This is a genomic window from Stieleria neptunia, assembly GCF_007754155.1.
GTDB lineage: Bacteria > Planctomycetota > Planctomycetia > Pirellulales > Pirellulaceae > Stieleria > Stieleria neptunia.
On record NZ_CP037423.1, the window covers coordinates 3,120,676 to 3,138,774 of the forward strand.

Here is an 18,099-nt window from a genome sequence, read left to right on the forward strand (position 1 = left end):
TCTCCAATTGGTGCCACCCACCAAACCAACCCGCACGATCGGCAACCTTCTTGCTAGCAAATCAGGAGGCGGATCGCACACGTTGCATGTCCGAATCACTGCGACGCCGGGCAGGATGATGAAGTCTGGTTCGGACCTGCAGGATCATTCTGCCCCGAATCATTCTGCCTCCATTTTCGCGTTACGCCTCGGTCGGTCGAAGGGAATCAAGAAAGCGAAAAGAGCTCCATTCGTCTTTGAGCACACGCTTCATCTGACGTTCCAGCGCTTCGACGGTCGACTTGGTCTTCGCAAGTGACTTCGCATCGATCAGATTTCGATCGAACAAGAAATCGCCAAAATACTCCACTGCGATCAGTGTTGCAGGAGCTTTAAATCGATCCAGTGACATGAACCCCAGCATCGAGGCGAGATGTGCTTCGAACTCCGTCTTTGGCACGCCCCGAAAATAGTCGCGCATCACAAGCTTCTCTCGACTGAACGTTTCTAAGACCAGATCACTCAAAACGTCTGCCGGCGACAATGCGATTGACTGCTGTGTGTTCAGCCAGCCGGCGAATTCGTAGGCGAGCAGCATGCGATTGCGAATCGATTTTTGAGTATCGCCCGACAGCTGCTTTTCTGTCCAGTCTCTTGTGCTCTGGCCAGACACGCAGCCGACGATCTCGCGGCGGACGGTGACAAACTCTTTGTCCTGGCTCAGGTCAAACTCTTGAAGAGCGGTCTCCATCATGCGAATGGACTCGTCGTTCACCCCTGCCTGGATACACTCACGCAGGTGTTTAATGAAAATGACGTGCAGGATTTTTTCCACCGCCCAAGGCATCAATTGGGTTGCGTCCATGCAGCGATATCCGGCCAGGACCAGTGATTCTGCGGCGGCTTCCAGATTTGCCAACCGCAACATGGTGACCGTCCCGTAGAACGCTTCACCCGTTTCCGTCATTTCATCGGCGTCCTGGGCGACGGCGGTTTCCGCGCTCGTCGTGTCGTCAATCGACAGGTAGTGCGTGATGCGACTTCTTAGGAACCACAGCAACCCCTGCCGATACAACTCGCGATGGCTTTCCGCCAAGTGTTCCAACAGATCGACGTACTGGGCTGGATCAGCCCCCGTCTCCGCTTCATACACCGTCTCGGGAAAGAGAGCTTCACGCCATTCTTGATCCAGGTCCTCTTCTGACGCGGCTCGGACCATCTCAATGCGCTGATTCCCCTTCGCTGCCGAATAACGATCGAACCATTTGGCGATCTCAGGATTTTTGTCGGCATCGGCATCGGCATCGACATCCGGGGAAACCGCAGATTGGCCGAAATCGAACTCGCCAGACAACGAGGAGAATGAGTGGGCGGGGTCTACCGCCAAATCCTGATTCGCCTGAAACCTTGCCCGCGCTTTTTCACGTTTCTTTTTCGCGGCCGCACGTCGTTTTCGCTCGCGTTTGAGTTGCGCCTTCCGTGTGTTTTTGTTCTTCGCCATGCCAAGTCTTCAAAAGTCATACGTTCGTTTTCTGGTTGGCAGTTTAACAAGACGTAACGGCAAAAGCACCCGATCGGATGACGAATCAATCGCTCGAGCAGCAAAAAGGAGCGTTCGTCAGTACGGATCATTCACCACCCGTCGATCGTTCGGCCGAACGCCCGGCGAAACGTCAAACCGCCCACGAAAGCAAGTCGGAAAGGCTTCCGGCTACGACGCGGCGAAGTGGATTTCCCAAACTTGGTAAACTGCCGTTTGCAACCTCGGATTCGGGCGTTTTGTCGGAGTGAATCGCCGAATGGAACCAGAAATCGAAATTTCAAAAATGCAAACCGCAGGGATCGAAAAAGGACATCTCGCTGACCGCGGCGGTGTCTCCGCCGATGAGACACCATCTCGCATTCTGTTGGAGTATTCGAGCGTTGATGGGGTCAACAAGGCCGACGTCACGTACTGCTACGATCCAGGCGAATTGGTTCACTGCGTTGACGGAAACGTTGTACCCGTCGCGAATGTTCCAGTCGGTGCACAAATTTTCCTGGAAGATGGTGGCACGGCCGTCGTAACGGCATCCACTGAGATCCCCTGGGAACCCTACGCCCCGGAGCTTCCCCCCAGGGTCATCGGGACCGTTCGCTACACGGGTGTTTTTCAGCGAATCGATTTTGGCGTCGTTGGAGGGGCCGCCGTTGGGACAACACCGGAACACGCGTTCTGGTCCATCGACCGCTCTTCGTGGGAACCCATTTCCAGCTTCACGCTCGGCGAAGCATTGCTGACGGCCGATGGCAAGGCGGCCAGACTCGAATGGATTTCCGCTCCCTACATGGCGCAGTGCGAACTTCGAAATATCGAAGTCGAACAGGTCCATCGATACCAAGTCGGACACACACCGACCGGCGGTCTCTGGACTCACAACGGGATGGAGAACGGATGCCAAGTTCCGAGGGCAAAAACGAGTCTTGGAATCGACGATGCTTTGAGAGAAAAGCGGATTCGTGAAATCAGCCCCAACACTCGCGTGATCAAAGCGGCACCCGATGCCGAGCACCACATTTTTCTCCAGCATCTAAGAAAGCGGTTCAAGGATGACTACGGAATTGACGTCGACGATTATGTCGTGGATGTCGATGACCTGACCCATCAGGCTTTGCACGCTGGACGAGGTCCTCTTGGCATAAAGGCTGGGTGGTGGGAGCAAGAATTGATGGCTTATATTCGAGACGCTGAAACGATCAAGGGAAGCAAATTGGATCAAGCAGAACTCTTGCAAATCGCTGAAGATATTCTGTCTCGCTTCGATCTTCCCGGTCTTTCCCAGGCACATCGGTACTCCAAGGCATAGCAATGTCAGAATCATCTACACATCCCTGGTCCGACAGTTGGCCGGAGAACGTGCGAACCGCATCCAAGACACTCGGATTCTCGTCAATCATCGCCCTGTTGCGATCGATGGAAGCGGTGCCTTACGCAACGGTTGCTGAAAAAATTGGTGGCATTCCTCCGATTCAAATAATTGCATTAGCGTTCGAAGAAGCAAAACGCAGTGACAGCCTTGAATGGGTTATCCGCGACTGTCTATGCCGAAATATTGTCGAAAAATGTAGAGCGGGCTGGGACTGTGGCGACAACAGTCGATCGAACCGAACGAGGGCAGTTGGGGCCTGGGTGACTGAAGTGAGCCGTACGGGACAAAATCCCGAATTGCGTGAACGATTGCTTTCGATGGCGAAACAGCTGCTAGAAAGCGATGTTGACGCATCGTGGATACCCAAAAGCAACTCTGACCCCGTGCTTGAAAAACTCTTCGAGCAGCTTGAGTTGGGTTGACGGCAGAAACACGCTAACCCTTCCAATTGGTGCCATCAGCGAGGGATTGCAAATTGCAAAATGAACATTGCAAATTGGCTATTGATGAGCGAATGGAACATGCCACTTCGGGATTTTGTGTTACGACTTCGATTGTCATCGGAGATGTTCCCCGGCTTCGGCATCGCGTGATCCCCAATTTGCACTTTGAAATGATCAATTTGCAATTTGCAATCACCTGATCTTCAATTGGTGCCACCCACCGTCCTTCCAAACGTTGCCACCCACCAAAGTCGCGCGGCAACGACCGGCGATCGTCTTTGCTATCAATTCAGCCGTTGAGTAACTCCAACTGCATTAGGTGGGTGGCACCGATTATCTAACGCCGATCAGACCTCGACGAACGCGACGCCGGAAAGCGAAGCGTGCTGCAGTCTTTCGGCGAGGTCCTGGCGCAAAATGATTGCAGATCGGTAGTTTGAGACTCGACAGATCGTTGGCGTCGTCAGCTTGCTCTTGTCGACGACCAAACGCGTCACGACCTGGATGTCACCGGCTTTTCGTCGCGTGAACCTGTCAGTCTTTTCATGGTAGATGATTGACGATTGCTCACGATCGATGCAATCCACCGATGACAAAATATTCGCGACAAACATCTCGCCGCCGTTCGAGCAGACTGCATCGATCAACTGAATATCCGAAGCCGCGTCTTGCCTGAGGATTTCAGCCGTGCTCGGCGAGACGACCATCACATCGAAGGCTGTCAAATAGATGTCGGCAAGCACCCCATCCCGCTCCAGTTCGATTTGAAGGGGATTGGCCAAGTCCAAGGGACTGCCTGCACTGAGGTCCCAAATGTTGAATTCTGGAATCCCCTGGTCGACGGGGACTTTTAGCAACGCTTCTCCTTGGTCACCCTCCCGCAGTGTCAACTGGTACCATTTTCCTGTCATCGGTTTAATCTATAACCTTCGTGCTAAACTGCGAGCCAAACGTGCCTCTTCGAGTGATGAAGCCGATCTCAAGATGCCACTGAGGGCGGTTGATTCATCAAGAAGCTGACGGCGAATAATCAACAATTCGCGTTGCAATAGTCGCTTGTAACGTTGGGAATTTGGATTCACGCCTCTCACGACATCTTTTAGCCGCTCAAGAATGACGTAGTTGTAGAAACCATGTCCGCCTTTGTGCCCAGGTATCATAACCTTGTTGATCGGGTCGTCGAGGCTGATTCGCGCGGGATCGAAGACCTCTTTGAACAACCGCCCCCAAAATTCACTTTTGTTCGTTGCGATGTGGTGATTGTCGACATTTGTTGCACCGGCTCCTTTTGCCGTTTTGATTTGAACGTTTCCTGAATCGACGAGGTCGTCCAGAATGGCGGACGACTTGTTTCGAGGGACCGTCTTCGCCTTCGGGACTTGGCACCCGTTGCCCATCCCATTGTGAGTCCAAAGACCGCCTTCCGGTGCTTCCCCCACCTGGTACCGGTGCACTTCTTCAACTTCGATGTTCCGAAGTTCGCAATCCGCGAAGTAGGGTTTTGAAATCCACTGCAAGCGTGCGACGGTCCCGCCGCCGGTGAGCAACGCTTCGCCGAGTTGGAAGCTCGCAATCGGTTCCCACGAGTTTCGGTCGATGGACCAGAAAGCGTGCTCGGGAGTGGTTCCGACCGAACCGCCGCCGAATACGCCAAAGTCAATTCGTTGAAAGTAGCCAGTGAATTTGACCGTCCCTACGATTCGTGGCGGTTGCTCGGGATCATACGGTTCCCAGGGGACGTCCTCGGTGTGCGTGATTTCCGCCGTTGCGCCATCTTCAAGACAGATGCGGTCCCCGGGCGCGAGAGACGTTGCGGCAACGGCGGTGCCTCCGGCCAGGACGATCCGCTCGTCGGGCTCGTAGCAGTAGCTGATCTCGGCACGCGACCCGTTTCCGATCGAAACGTAGTGCAACACGATCCGGGTGTGCGATCCCGATGGCTCCCTCGTGAAGGCACCATCCGGTTCGGTGCGTCGCGTTTTCCAAGGTGCGGTGTTCATGGTGAATGCGGATGCGGAGATCGGCAGGCAAAGCGCACGAAAAACCTCGGTGATGCCTCATCAAGGTGCGACAGCCCTGCGTCTGGTGGCGGCCACTTCCCCCGCAGTCTACATGATCGGGTCGGGCCGATTGGCATTCCCGGCTTCGCGACCGCTGGAGTAAAGTTCAGGCGGCTTCGAGCAACTGATCCCAGAGTCGCTCACTTGGCTCGACGGCCGAGCAAAAATCTTCAAGAAATGCGAACCCGCCGGCCTTGCAGGTGTCAAATTGGCAGGTTAAGTTCTTCCCAAACCGTCCACGACGGCCCGGGCGATTGGCTCAGTTGGTTAGAGCGCTGCTTTCACACGGCAGAGGTCACTGGTTCGAATCCAGTATCGCCCACTTGTCTTTTCTGCATTTCTTGCAAGCCTTGCTCCTGAAGATACCCTTTTCGGTACCCTTTTCAGGAGCGAACGATGCCACGCCAGCCCAAGCCGTACTACCGCAAAGCCCAAAAGCGGTGGGTCTGCACCATCGACGGTCAGCGCGTCACCCTCGGCGAAGACAAGAAGCAAGCCTTCGAAAAGTACCACGCCCTGATGCTCGATCGGCAATCAGTCCGTGCCGAACTCTGCACCGTCTACGAACTCACCCAGTGCTACCTCGATTGGGTCCAGGACAACCGCAAAAAGGTCACCTACGACAAACACAAGCACTATCTCAAGAGCTTCATCGAGTCGATCGGAAAAACGATGAAGCCGTGCGCGCTCAAACCGCACCACCTCACGACCTGGACGAACAAAGACAGCTGGAGCTCCACCAGCCGAAACGACGCGATGACCATCGTTCAACGGATGCTCAATTGGTCAGTCGATCAAGGCTACCTGTCCGCGAGCCCGCTTCCCCGCATAAAGAAGCCCAAAGCCAAGCGTCGTGAAATCGTCTACACGCCAGAGCAGTGGAAGCAGATCAAATCCCACGCCATCGGCCCGCTCATCCCCCTCCTCGATTTCCTCTGGGCAACCGGCTGCCGCCCCAAAGAGGCACGCACTCTCGAATCCCGCCACGTCCACGACGATCTCGTCATCTTCCCACCGGACGAATCCAAAGGCGAAACCGATTCCCGCGTCATCTTCATGACACCGGAGGCGCAAGCCATCATCAAGCCCCTGCTTTCCGAACGCCCCACCGGTCCGCTCTTTTTAAACTCGCAAGGCAATCCCTGGACCAAGGACTCGATCAAATGCCGCCTGACGCGGATCACCGAAAAGGTCGGCTTCCGAGTCATCGCCTACGGAGCCCGCCACAGCTACGCCACCAACGCCCTGATCCGCAGCGTCGACACCGTCTCCCTATCGCACCTCATGGGCCACAAAGACACCCGAATGATCAACAACTACGCCCACCTCGCCCAAAACGTCGACTTTCTTCGAAAGCAAGCAAAAAATGCGTCCGGCATTTCCGCTACCCGTTCGTAGCCCCAGATTTGGGATGGCTTCCGACCGAGCGTACTGAGTCGGCCGATTGGATACACCGGCGTCGGCCGCCGGGGCATCGAAATCGACCTGCAGCTCCCCAAAGAGAGTCCGCGAACCTTTTCTACTCCGAGATCGCTTGCCGGTTGTGGAACCTGCATGAATTCGGTGCGTTGTTACCAAACGACGCAAACTGAAGCGACATCGTTTCCGTGTCGGCGAGTTCGGTCCGATCCGTGCGAAGCAGCCCGGAAAGTTTGCCCGCATCAAACTGCTCACGATCGCCCAAGCCAGCCGAGCCACACGATTGATCGAAGAAGAGAACGAATGCCGCGGCGCGAGTAAACCACGCCGCTTTCCCGCACGCCCGTTCATGAAACCTGCCCTCATCGCCAACCGAGCACGCCTGCCGAAGTCTTGGCGTGACTCGGTGAAATAGTCTCTCAACCACGGATGGAATCGAAAGATGTCAGCATAAGTGAAACTCGGTCTCGATGACGTCCTGGCGATCGACGGTGCCGAGATCAAGAACGTCAAAGACCTGACCGTCAATTCTCGAAAAGGCCGCCCTGCTGACGCAGTCAATTTGTGTTGGTATCATTCCTGACGGACAAACGCGATTCACCTTCCTACCATTGGTGAGGACAGAGCACATTGAAGGAATCTGGGCACTATTCGATTGCTGGCTTCTTTTTTCAGCAACTTGCCGCAGCCAGTGATGCCTTAAAGCTCTACTTCAACGACGACAGCAACACGGACCCGGTAGCGGTATTCGTGCTTGAAAAGCACGGCCAAGATGGTGTCGTCAGGCCGGTTCGTGGAAATACGGGAAGAACCAAGCTGATTCAATACAAGTACTCAAGTGTGGGTGCCAAGATTGAGCCAAGCGATCTACGAGATATACTGGATGCGTTTCTCCGAAGCGTGAACGCATCAGGTGGCGAAACCAAAGACTTCGAGTACTGTTTAACGACGAATCGCGAACGCGACGACGAAGCGAATCGGTGGTTCGCCGAATCGAAGTCGCCCAAAGCTTTCAAGGAGTTTTTGCACAAGAACTTAGACGCAGATTCCGCGAAGAAATATAAATTCACAGTTCTGTATCCAATATTCAGCAACTTGACATTTGAACCTTGCGATCTTGCGTCGTGCAAGAAAGAGATCGCCCAGATTGCTGACCGGCATGGTATGCATGACCATGAAGTGGAAATTGGTATCAATGCGATCGTTGGCTTCCTTGATAGCGTCGCGAAATCGCCTGGTGAACGCGAAGTTACTCGACAATTGTTGATTAAGAATCTGTTGGGCCGCAACGATCCTACGAGCCTTACGGAAGACCGCTCCCATGGTGTTCAACAAGCTGCAGTTGAGCAGTTTAAGGACTTTGAGACGGACCTAGCAATTACAACTGATCGCGAGATATTTCGCGAGATCGCAGACGCGGCGAGCATGCAACCGTTTGTCCTAGTGCGAGGCGAAGGCGGATGTGGGAAGTCCGTTGCGATGAGTGGAGCGGCAATGGCAAACCTCGCGTCCCGTGGACTCCCGCCGGGCTTCGCACTCATCGTGAAGGCTTCCGAGCTTAGTGGCACGAGCATTCAAAGAGCGGTCGCGGAATGGCGCCACCAAGTTGAAAATCCAGACCAGAATTCATGGAGACGTTCAGTATCGAGATTGGAGCGAGCGTGTCCTGGTCGCCCTTGCCTCGCAGTCTATGTAGACGGTGTCGACGAACGGAATGGACTGCAAGGGCTACCGCCTGAGGCTCGTAGCTTCTTGACCCAATTGATATTCGACGCATGCAAGGAATATAGTCAGTCGGGTGTCGCTCAGTTTAGCGTGGTCATTTCATGCCGGAACCAAGACGACCTGCGTGGGCTCAGCGGAGGTGGGTTCGGGTTTCCATTTACGCCAACCCCATTCGTGTTAAAGGACTTTACACCGAAGGAAATACTCAGCTTGTTGAACGAACTGCGTTTTAACGAAACCGTGACGAAACGCATTCGGAGTCACCTCAGCCTTCGTCATGGAAATCCTAAGAACACGAGTCCATCCTCCGATCGTCCAATTGATCCGACCCGAATGAATATCATTCATCATCCAGTCCTTTGGCGATGCTTCGCTAACTTAACAAATGAAGAGAAGCACGATTTCCTAGACGGTGGATACGATGCGCTCTCGAAGTTAGCGAGCACCTACATTCAGTGGTTCTACGCAAAAGTTGAGAAGCGTGTTGGCAATCTGGTCTTGAATGCTGCTCAAATCGCTTTGACCAAAAGCGCGCAAAGGTTTGTAGACGATCCAGAACGAGATGGATTTCGGAAGGAAGACTGGCTTGATCCTTGCGTTGAGGCGGGTTGTCCAGAGATAAGCCAAGATAAGGTATTCCAGGAAGCCATTTCAGCTGGCGTGATTGATGCGAATCAACAAACCTGGAAATGGAAGCGACCGTGGCTATGCGAATTCTTAGCGAAAGGAGTGACCTGAAATGTCAAAGGAATTTACAGTAAGAGACGAGGTCCGACTTCGGCTATCGCAGCGGCTAGAGCATGCACGGTCGCTCGATGATGTTCGAGACCTCTTTGCAGAGGTGCTGGCCGTACGTGATGTCGTCGGGCATGGTCATTCTGTTAACCTAGCTAATTCACTTTGCGAGGCAGCGGCCAGTGCTACGCGATCTGCGCCGGAGCAGGTTGCGGAAATCGTGGAGTTTGATGTACTGCCTTTCGTCGTGCTCGAAGAAGATGATAGTGAGAGTTCTCCGAGGCTTTCGATCGACCAGCAGTACCTGCGTGAGAACATTCGCAACTGGGTGTACCAGTTCCCGCACAGCGTGATGTTTGAAGTTCGCAACGACGTGTTGCGTGCTCTGGAAGAACGCATTCGCACCTGTCCGCTGAAGCCGTACTTCTGGTGCGTTGCAAGTCTTGGCTATCGCACCCAATCTCTCAACACTCTTCTCTGGGAGATCGCTAAATCTGATGGAGCGCATGCCGAAACGGCCGCTTCAGTATTGATTTCAACGGGCTTGAGTATTGACGAACACTCCGCGATTCTCGATTTAGCGGAGACACAGATTGAACAGAACGGGGGCACTCATCTTGCGCGAGTTACAATTCAAGAGCTCGTTGGCCCAGATCGCCCAGAAATTGCGATCAAGTTTCTCAAATCCTCGTTCGCAGGTGAAAATGAAGAAAAGGAGAAGGGACTGGGTAGGAGCCTCGCAGTCAGCGTTGCAACGCGAGCTGTCGATCGCTGTTCGGACCATGATCCGATTCACGATCTCGCTTGGTCACTCCTTCGAGAGCATCCTAAAGAAGTGAGTCAATCGCACGAATATTCTTTCCGCTGCAACTCGGCCAGCGTGATCGAAGATCATTTCTGCTGGTTAGCTGAGGTCGACGGCGACGACCAGGCAAATTCGCACCACTGGACTTACATCTACTTGATGCGACTTGCGGAGCTGGTGAAGCCAGCACACCTTGTCGGCTGGCGAAATATAGAAAACGAAGTGGTTCTGAAGCAATTGTCCTCAATTGTCGCCAGTAGCAGTGGGCATCGAGGGCAGTGGGCTACCACAACATCAAAACTCAAGCCAGATGCGCTTGAAACGCTGCTCGAAATTGGTTTTCTACCGACCAGCGAGTTCATTGAAAAATCAGTTGTCGACGAGTCAAGTGGGTTCGTCGCAAGTGATATTGCAAGATTGCTGGCGTGTACATCGGTTGGGCAACTGCCATCCCCGTTGCTTGATCTTGTTCGATCTGGTCACCAATCTGATGACGAAGACAATCAACACTTCTTCCGTCACACAGGGCTTATCGCACTGGTTCAGTCGAGTCGGAGTCGCACCGCATTCGATGCGATCTCCCAGTTTGGATTTGTATACCAGGACGATGTGCTACTCGCTACGGTTGATGCGATTGCCGAGACGGCGATCGCTCGGATCGAACAGGGTGACAGCGACATTCCAGAAACGTTGCTTGAGTTGGTATCGAAAGGTGATGCAGAACATCAACGTGAAGCAGCGGCATCCGTCTTCTGCCGACTTGTGTTGACAGGCTACGTTCGCGGAAAATTATTCGATCGGCTGATTGATCTAGTCGACGACGAATCACTTAAGCCGTTCACACGCGGCGAAGCACTCGAGGCAATTGCCCGAACTCAGTTCAGCAGTGCAGAGCAGTGGCGAGACCGGATTTGGTCCTACACTCGGTCCCCTGATGAGCCTTTGCATTGGCGAGCAATGGAGGTTTTTATTCGCCGAGACTGGCTTGATGCAGACAAGGAAATCTGGTTGCTTGATCGGCTAGGTCTCTCGTCGTCTTCCGAGATCGTAAAGCTTAGCCAGCCTGAGTCTATCGTCGGTTGGCAAGCGTATCTATTGGGATTGATGTATGCCCTGAACGTTCGCAAGTATTCGCACGCGATGGCATCCGCATTTGAGCGAGCAAAACCCGATGTTTTCTATCAGTTGATACGTCCCGTTTCTCGTGCCGGCAAGTTGAACGCGAATAATGTAGTCGATAGCTTCGCCAGACGGGTTCTTTTTCTCAACACCGAATATTCGACGGACACTGGCCTGTTTTTGGTCCTAGCTAAACTGTCACCGTACTCGCTACTTGAAATCGTTGAATCGAATCAGTGGCAGCGTTGGATGGTCGAAGGTAAAGCCGCCCTATGCGACGCTACTTACGTTGCCCTCTCCGCGATCAAAGAGGACAAGGTCAAAGAGTATTTGATTTCGTTCATGCAAGATTCAGCTTTCCAGGTTCGTCGGTCGGCCTACCGGGTTTTGTCGCAACTCGACCACGAACAGTTGTTCTCGATCTGTCAACTCTGGACAGACACTGACAATGTCGAGCTGGAACGACGGGCGGCCGAATTAGTCGAATGGTTACCAAGGGACCACTATCCAGACGGTTTTGTGGGCAAGCTCGGTTTCCAAAGCCATAGAGAGCCAGCCGTACGAGATGCATTTCAGGATGTGCTGATTCGACGACGACAGCGTGCCTGGGCCGACCAGTATCTCGAAGAATTGTTCGTGTTATGTCGCAATCAAAATCCAGACACTGCTGAGTGCTTTCGACTCGTTCGTGCTTTGGGCAAGTTCGGAGACGACGACACAATTCGTCGGATCAAGCAATTTGTGAGCCGTGAGCCGTGCCCGATTTGGATTCGCACGCTATTAAAGAGAGCAACAAAGCAGATTGAAAAACAGTGGAAGAAGACTACCGAGAAGTGGTCTGAACCTTGGTCACATGAGGCTGGCGACATCGAAGAAGTCGACGGTAAATTCGTGCTTTCAGATGGGTCAGAGATCTCGGCCAAAATATTGTTATGGAGACAGCACCGTTTCGACCAATCCGAAAAATACGCATGGGGTGGCTTGGCCGTCGATCTGTCTGGGCGACTAGGTTTTTGGCACGATGATCGCGAAGTGACGCTTGCGATCCATGGACGCGAAAATTCTAGAGTGCTTGTTGGCAACGTCCGATCAAAATCTCGGATCGGAACAGAGATTCGTTTCAACGGGCAGTCGGAATATCCAGGTCGGGATCGCGTTACTGACCATCCCAAGCTAATGTTCAACCAAGTCTTGGGAGTTCTACAGGAGGCCGAGCTTGCGCTGTCAAAGCAAGAGGCCGCGCAGATTGCGGAAAGATTACAACCGGCGATTGAAGGTTCGGACTTGGCCACACGACTCGTGTCGCCGGACGATCGCGTATCGTCCAATCTTCGGACGCCGATAGTCGTACTGATTGTTAGAGTAGTGGCGGATGTCCTTCGAGACCGTGACCCATATTGCCTGAGCATTTGGACGCTTGCAGACCGACTGCTGGCGACTGACTCTCAACGACTTCGCTTTTCGCCCTCGGACTTAACGGAGTTTTCAAACCTAGTTTTTGACAAGAATGAAAGTGCCGAAGACGAACTGGTTGTGTGGATTCGTGATCGACTTGCGCCTGCTTCCCACCCTGCAGATGTGCCGCAGCCAAAAGAATGAGGGAACACGATTAAGCTGCCTGACGCTGACGGCCACCCGATGAAGTCAATGCAGCAGCAAGTGCTGACTTTTGTGATACCGCAGTTTTCTCAAATCCGCAAGCGAACTTGCCTAGCCACGCCGCTTGTTCTTCGGGCGAAAATGCGGACATGGCGGATTCAAAGCACTCTTCAGAGACCGTGTGACCAAGAGCAATGTCGATCCTTGCAGATTTGCAAGCACGCGCCGTTTCGTCATGGTAATCGCAGTATTTGCGAAAGATTTGAGGATCGTTCAACTTGGGAGACTCCTGTTTTCGGGCGAGATCAATTGATACGCAATTGTTGACAACGACGTCCAGAGAGGTTTTTTCGCCAATCTTGCGTCGGGTGCATGTCAGCTTTTGCGATGGCCCAGAAATGGCAAAAAAAGCTGAATAGGAGTTTCCCAGGTTCCTCGGTTAAACTGCGGTGATTGTCGATTACCTGGTAGCCAAATGGAGATGATCGCATGGACGCGACTGAAGCTTAGCTCAAAGAAAAACTTGAGCACCACCTTGAGCAATGGAGATGGCGTCCCCACTTCGACCAAATTGAGCTGCCCGCTCACGCCCTGGGCCAACGATTCAGCCGCGCCATCCAAGAAGAACTAGCCCGCGAGGTCGCCCTGGAAGATCTCGGCAGGCTGTACTGTCCAGTCGACCAAGCTCGGAAGCCGAAGGATCTATTGGGCGAACGAAATTGAACTGAACCGACTTAAGAAACTTGTAGCGCATCGGCCCAACGGTAAGACGGCGATGCCGCAGTCATTGATAAGTCCCACAGCCAAAATGCCGTAAACGCTAGCAAAAAACTACCTACGAACAACGGAAACAAGGAGGGTTCTGTGAACAATTCGTCAAACGCGTCGCCACGGGAAGGAAGAACTGGCTATTTAAGGGCTCGGTGGCTTCAGGAGAGCGAGCAGCGAACCTGCTAACGATCATTGGCAGCGCGATCCGCAACGACTTGGACGTGCGAGCGTACTTGGGCGATGTCTTACGGAGGGCGCTCGCCGGCGAGACCGACTGGTCCGTACTGACTCCCCACGCATGGAAAGCTGAGCCCCCTGAATTGATTCGCGAGTACCGATCGGACGAGCGTCGCCAAGCGGCCGACCGCAAGCGCACCCGCCGAGCCCGGCGCCGCCTCCTCAACAAGTCAACTAGGCGTCGCTAACCGGTTCTGGTATACGGTTACCACATCTACGGCTACGACGGCAGTCGAGAATTTACGGATGCACTGACTTGGCTGATAGCCTCTGTGATCCGACACCGATCAAGTCTTGACGAATTCGATTCGCAGTGGGTCACGGCGCAGCGACAAATTGCGAAAGAGCGCAAATCGAACCAGCCAAAACATCCGCCTCGGTTTGTCCAACTTCGCTCATTTTCATGTTGCGCGATATCGCATCGGTGTGGGACGGCGCCCAGCGGCAGCCACGATCGATCGTGGCATAATACGGTGTGCTGGAACAGCATCGATGAACTTTCACCTAGCCCGGTCGACGGTGATGGGGATCGATCTGCGATAGCCGATAGATGTGCCAAATTCGCGCCGTTAGTTCTAACTATTTAACGCGACGTCCCTCCATCGCCGGACACTCATCACATCAAACCGCTTGCCATCAAACACAATCTGACTAACCTGCTTCTCGCCGTTGTTGGTGATACGTCGCAGTTCTTCGCGGATGTCCACCCACTGGATCTCACCAGAGGAGTTCCGAATTAACAGCATCACCGGCTCGGCGTGTTCCATCCAGTACTTGGCCTGCCGCTGGTTGAAACTCTTGAAGATCGCCTGCCCGTCCTTCTTGCGAGTCGTCAGGAAAGATTCGCCCGACTTCAGTTGCAGCCAGACTCTCTTTGCACTCGCTTGGCCATCGTCGTTTTTAAACTCGACTTCGGCGTCGAGACCCCAGTCGCTTACCTGAATCTCGCGACAGATCTGACCGGCGAGGGCCACGGTCGAAATCACCTCACCGACGAGCACTCGTTCTTTGCTTTCTGCGTCCAGTTTAATCTTCACCGCATCGCGTAGATCCTGAACACGTTGTCGGATATCGTCGTCGGCGAAGCGTTCTTCAAGTTCGTCCCATAGGCACAGTGTCGCGCCGCACCTCTGGCACTGGAGTTCGGCAGATTCACCGCATTCTTCGAGTCGCTCCATGGCCACGTCACGGTTGGCAGTCGTCCCACACGGATTTCCTCGGTAGTCGTTGAGGCAAACATAGTGACGAAAACGCCGAACATCATTGCCTGACTGAAGGAGGTGTTCGTGGATGTACTTGCTAAAAATGATCTTTTCTGCAACGGGCATGTCCTCGGCAAAGAATGCCTGAAGTTCACCTTGTCCCTCGGGCTTGCGAATAAGACGCAAACCCAGTGACTTCTCACCGGCCTGCGTCTTGAAGTTCGCGGCGTTTCTCCACAGATTGTCGTGAGTGAACTCGCGTGTGTGGTGAAGCTTGACAACAAGCGTGGCGTAGATCTCGTCAAGGAAACCGTTGAACGTGTAGCTCACCTGAACCGCTGGCGTAAGGCTTGGCTCCTGCCGTTCGCGACGATAGTAACTTGGGAACATCAACAGCATCTGGCCAGACTCTGCCTGATGCCGAATGCACAATCCGCGTTCCACCAGAATCTGGTGCATTGCCAACAGCACAAACTGCTCCTCGTCTTTTGGCAGTCGTTCGGCTGAAGAGTGATACGTCAGGTCGCCATCCAGCACGCGTTTTTCGGAAATGCAACCGCGATCAAACTCGTCTTCCCGAACCGTTTGAATCACGGCTTGAGCGTAGGCGTTGATGCGCTCCGGTTGCAGAAGAACCCAACTTCCGAATGCCAGTTCCCAAACGACTCCCGGCCCTGCCAGCAGGCCAACGACTGCCTTAAGTTCCGCATCGGTGAACCTCGTGTCCTCTCCCTGCATACGGAGCGTCAGGACCTCTCGAAATTCTTTGAAACGGAGCAGCACACGCCCCTCATCCTTGAGGTGGATAATTTCGTCCTTCAGCCGTTTGAAGAGCACAGGTGAACTGCGCCACGGTATGTTGTCCCAACTAATGCCGTCTATAATCGCTTGCTTGAGTTCTTTGCAGCCTTCATCTTCCTTGGCACTGGTTGGGTAGTAGCCAGCATATCCCCGCTCCTTTACGAAGCTGTCAACCTGCGATCGAGCCACGCGCAGCCCGCCAGCATCGCAGCGTCCAGCGACCAGCAGCTTCGTCATTTTGTCGTGTTCGGGTTTGCCTTTGTCGACCCGACTGAGGTCGCGGTCCCACTGCCCCAGTGTCTCGAACACATCGTCCTTCTGCGGATCAAAGACCAGCGCCGCCACCTGCGTTTGATCCATATAGAGCTGGTGAATCAACCGCTGATCGGCCTGCCCCCCAAAGTCCCACAGCCAGACCTCCCGCTTTACATTCATCGCGGTGGGATCCTGCCCCAGACCGTCCTCATCAATGCGTCGCATCGTTGCTGCGGTTTCTTCGTCGCCATCGGGCAGGGGTTGTTTCCACTGCGTGGACCACGCTCCGACCGTGGAGTCGGTTTCTCTGAAAGTGTCCAGAGCGAGCCGGTTCGAAAGCCCAGTTTTGCCTGCGTGGCTGTCGCCAACCAATATCACCTTAGCATTCGTGTATTGTGTACCAATATCATGGCCAGGATTTGCGAGGAGTGCTTCAGATTGAACTTCCCAGATCCGGACGGCACGCTCTTTGAGTCCCAACGTCGCGAGTCCCTTACCATCGGGTGAAAACGAAATACCGGGAACGTCGAACATATCCTCTTGAGTTGATTCGCTAATCTCAGCCACTGTTCGCCAAGTGTCAGTTCTCCAAACGAGGACTCGACCGTCATATGACTTCGATGCCATGAGCCTTCCATCGGGCGAATACGAAAGACTGACGACGGCTCCTGTGTGACCTTCCAAAATACGGTTCTTCCGTGGCTCAGCAAGGTCCCAGATGTGAAGCGTCGTATCCAACGACCCCGATGCCAGCTGCGGCCCCACGCAAGGGGATACTGCGAGTGAATATACCATATCGTCATGTCCACGAAGCACTTTGACGCATCGCTGCTCGCGCATATTCCAGAGTCGAAGCGTTCGATCATCAGATGCGGAAACTAGCCAAAGATCTTCTTTAGCTTTAAACCAAGCAAGACAGTTTACTGGGCGTTCGTGATCCTCGAACCAATGCAGGTGCCTGCCGTCCTTGGCGTTCCATATTCCAATGGTGGAGTCTTGTGAAGCAGTTGCTATGAAACGACCGCACGGCGACCATGCGACGTCGTTCACCCACTTTTTGTGTCCACGGAGTCGGCGACTTGCCCTCGTGGACTTCAACGTCCAAACGCTTGCCGTTGAATCGATGGAGCCCACGGCGATTCTCTTTCCATCTGGTGACCAGTCCAAACTCATTGCAGGTTCACGATGCGCGGTAATGGTGCGGAACTGCGTTCCTTGCTGAACGTCCCAAATCTTGACACGTCCATCTTTCGATGGAGCGGCAACGTATCTACCGTTTGGTGACCATGCGATACGCCCGACTTCCTCGTCGTGCTTGCATATGTGTCGAAGCACTAAACCAGAGGCAACGAATTCTCCTACTGAGACATCATGCGGTGAACGTTGAGCATGGGTTGCTGGCGGCTCGGTCGCCGCTGACAAGCTACGCGAAGCCAAAGCCTTGAGCAACTTCGGATATTCTGTCTCGCGTTGGTTCCGCCAGTCGATGTAGCTTAACTGCGAGAGCGAGCCTTTGATATCGGCGTCGTCGAGCCTGACTGGAATGAATCGTCGGCTTTGGTTGAGCGGGTCTTTGAAGCGGTAGGTGTGGCTCTCCAACTGTGCCCAGTCTGAGCCGAACGCTTCAGCTGACATGCAGAGCACCAGCACGCGGGAGTGCTCCAGTCCGTTCTCGATCTTCGCCGGGATGCTGTCGCCCGGCCTGATCTCCCACTCATCAAACCAAACCCGCACCCCGTCCGACTTTAGCCGGTTTGCAAGGTCACGCACCGCGACCTTATTATTTGAACTGTGGCTCAGGAAGGCATCCCATTCGAAGTCGGATTCCGTACTCACTTTCTAGTCGTGCCCGCGCTAAAGGAATGGATGCAATTATCTAGCATTTATTCTACGTAAATTGGCGCTCGCCGGTACCTACCCAACTACGCCTCTTCCCCCAGTTGGTCGGATGGCGAATCACCATCACTGATGCGGCAGTAGAAGCTGACAGTCCATCACCTTTGCGGGTTGCTCTCTTTTCTAATCGATTCTTTGGCAGCT

Annotated in this window: 11 protein-coding genes and 1 tRNA gene; 7 read left to right on the forward strand and 5 right to left on the reverse strand. The window is 53.8% G+C overall.

Going from position 1 to position 18,099, the window contains the following annotated elements:
- Nucleotides 1-181 precede the first annotated feature (181 nt).
- A complete protein-coding gene (locus Enr13x_RS11010) occupies nt 182-1,480 on the reverse strand; it encodes a hypothetical protein (protein WP_145386099.1) in 1,299 nt (432 codons plus the stop codon).
- Between the two features lie 772 nt (nt 1,481-2,252).
- Between Enr13x_RS11010 and Enr13x_RS38890 the strand changes: the two genes are divergently transcribed.
- Nucleotides 2,253-2,825 (forward strand): DUF2380 domain-containing protein, encoded by a 573-nt coding sequence (locus Enr13x_RS38890; RefSeq protein ID WP_231744208.1) that lies wholly within the window; start codon nt 2,253-2,255, stop codon nt 2,823-2,825.
- Between the two features lie 2 nt (nt 2,826-2,827).
- A complete protein-coding gene (locus tag Enr13x_RS11020) occupies nt 2,828-3,310 on the forward strand; it encodes a hypothetical protein (RefSeq protein ID WP_145386101.1) in 483 nt (160 codons plus the stop codon).
- Nucleotides 3,311-3,678: 368 nt separating this feature from the next.
- On the opposite strand, the gene Enr13x_RS11025 is transcribed toward Enr13x_RS11020, so the two are convergent.
- Both Enr13x_RS11025 and Enr13x_RS11030 read right to left on the reverse strand, forming a co-directional pair.
- Nucleotides 3,679-4,242, reverse strand: coding sequence for an imm11 family protein (locus tag Enr13x_RS11025; RefSeq protein ID WP_145386102.1), 564 nt, complete (start codon nt 4,240-4,242; stop codon nt 3,679-3,681).
- 9 nt (nt 4,243-4,251) lie between these two features.
- On the reverse strand, nt 4,252-5,331 hold the full coding sequence (locus Enr13x_RS11030) for an AHH domain-containing protein (protein ID WP_145386103.1): 1,080 nt from the start codon (nt 5,329-5,331) through the stop codon (nt 4,252-4,254).
- A 308-nt stretch (nt 5,332-5,639) separates the two neighbouring features.
- Here Enr13x_RS11030 and Enr13x_RS11035 point away from each other — a divergent pair.
- From Enr13x_RS11035 to Enr13x_RS11050, 5 genes are all read left to right on the forward strand, one after another.
- A tRNA-Val gene (locus tag Enr13x_RS11035) sits at nt 5,640-5,713 on the forward strand.
- A 74-nt stretch (nt 5,714-5,787) separates the two neighbouring features.
- Nucleotides 5,788-6,789 carry a tyrosine-type recombinase/integrase gene (locus Enr13x_RS11040; RefSeq protein ID WP_197455945.1) on the forward strand — a complete coding sequence of 334 codons (1,002 nt, stop codon included), beginning with the start codon at nt 5,788-5,790 and terminating at the stop codon, nt 6,787-6,789.
- A gap of 475 nt (nt 6,790-7,264) precedes the next feature.
- Nucleotides 7,265-7,393: a hypothetical protein gene (locus tag Enr13x_RS39365; RefSeq protein ID WP_261344175.1), complete on the forward strand. Its 129-nt coding sequence runs from the start codon at nt 7,265-7,267 to the stop codon at nt 7,391-7,393.
- A gap of 47 nt (nt 7,394-7,440) precedes the next feature.
- The gene (locus Enr13x_RS11045) at nt 7,441-9,273 is read left to right on the forward strand and encodes an NACHT domain-containing protein (protein ID WP_145386104.1); all 1,833 of its coding nucleotides are present in this window, start codon (nt 7,441-7,443) and stop codon (nt 9,271-9,273) included.
- A 1-nt stretch (nt 9,274) separates the two neighbouring features.
- Nucleotides 9,275-12,793 carry a hypothetical protein gene (locus Enr13x_RS11050; RefSeq protein ID WP_145386105.1) on the forward strand — a complete coding sequence of 1,173 codons (3,519 nt, stop codon included), beginning with the start codon at nt 9,275-9,277 and terminating at the stop codon, nt 12,791-12,793.
- A gap of 10 nt (nt 12,794-12,803) precedes the next feature.
- Here Enr13x_RS11050 and Enr13x_RS11055 read toward each other — a convergent pair whose 3' ends face one another.
- Both Enr13x_RS11055 and Enr13x_RS11060 read right to left on the reverse strand, forming a co-directional pair.
- The gene (locus tag Enr13x_RS11055) at nt 12,804-13,070 is read right to left on the reverse strand and encodes a hypothetical protein (protein ID WP_145386106.1); all 267 of its coding nucleotides are present in this window, start codon (nt 13,068-13,070) and stop codon (nt 12,804-12,806) included.
- A gap of 1,306 nt (nt 13,071-14,376) precedes the next feature.
- On the reverse strand, nt 14,377-17,895 hold the full coding sequence (locus tag Enr13x_RS11060) for a TIR domain-containing protein (RefSeq protein WP_145386107.1): 3,519 nt from the start codon (nt 17,893-17,895) through the stop codon (nt 14,377-14,379).
- Between the last annotated feature and the right edge of the window lie 204 nt (nt 17,896-18,099).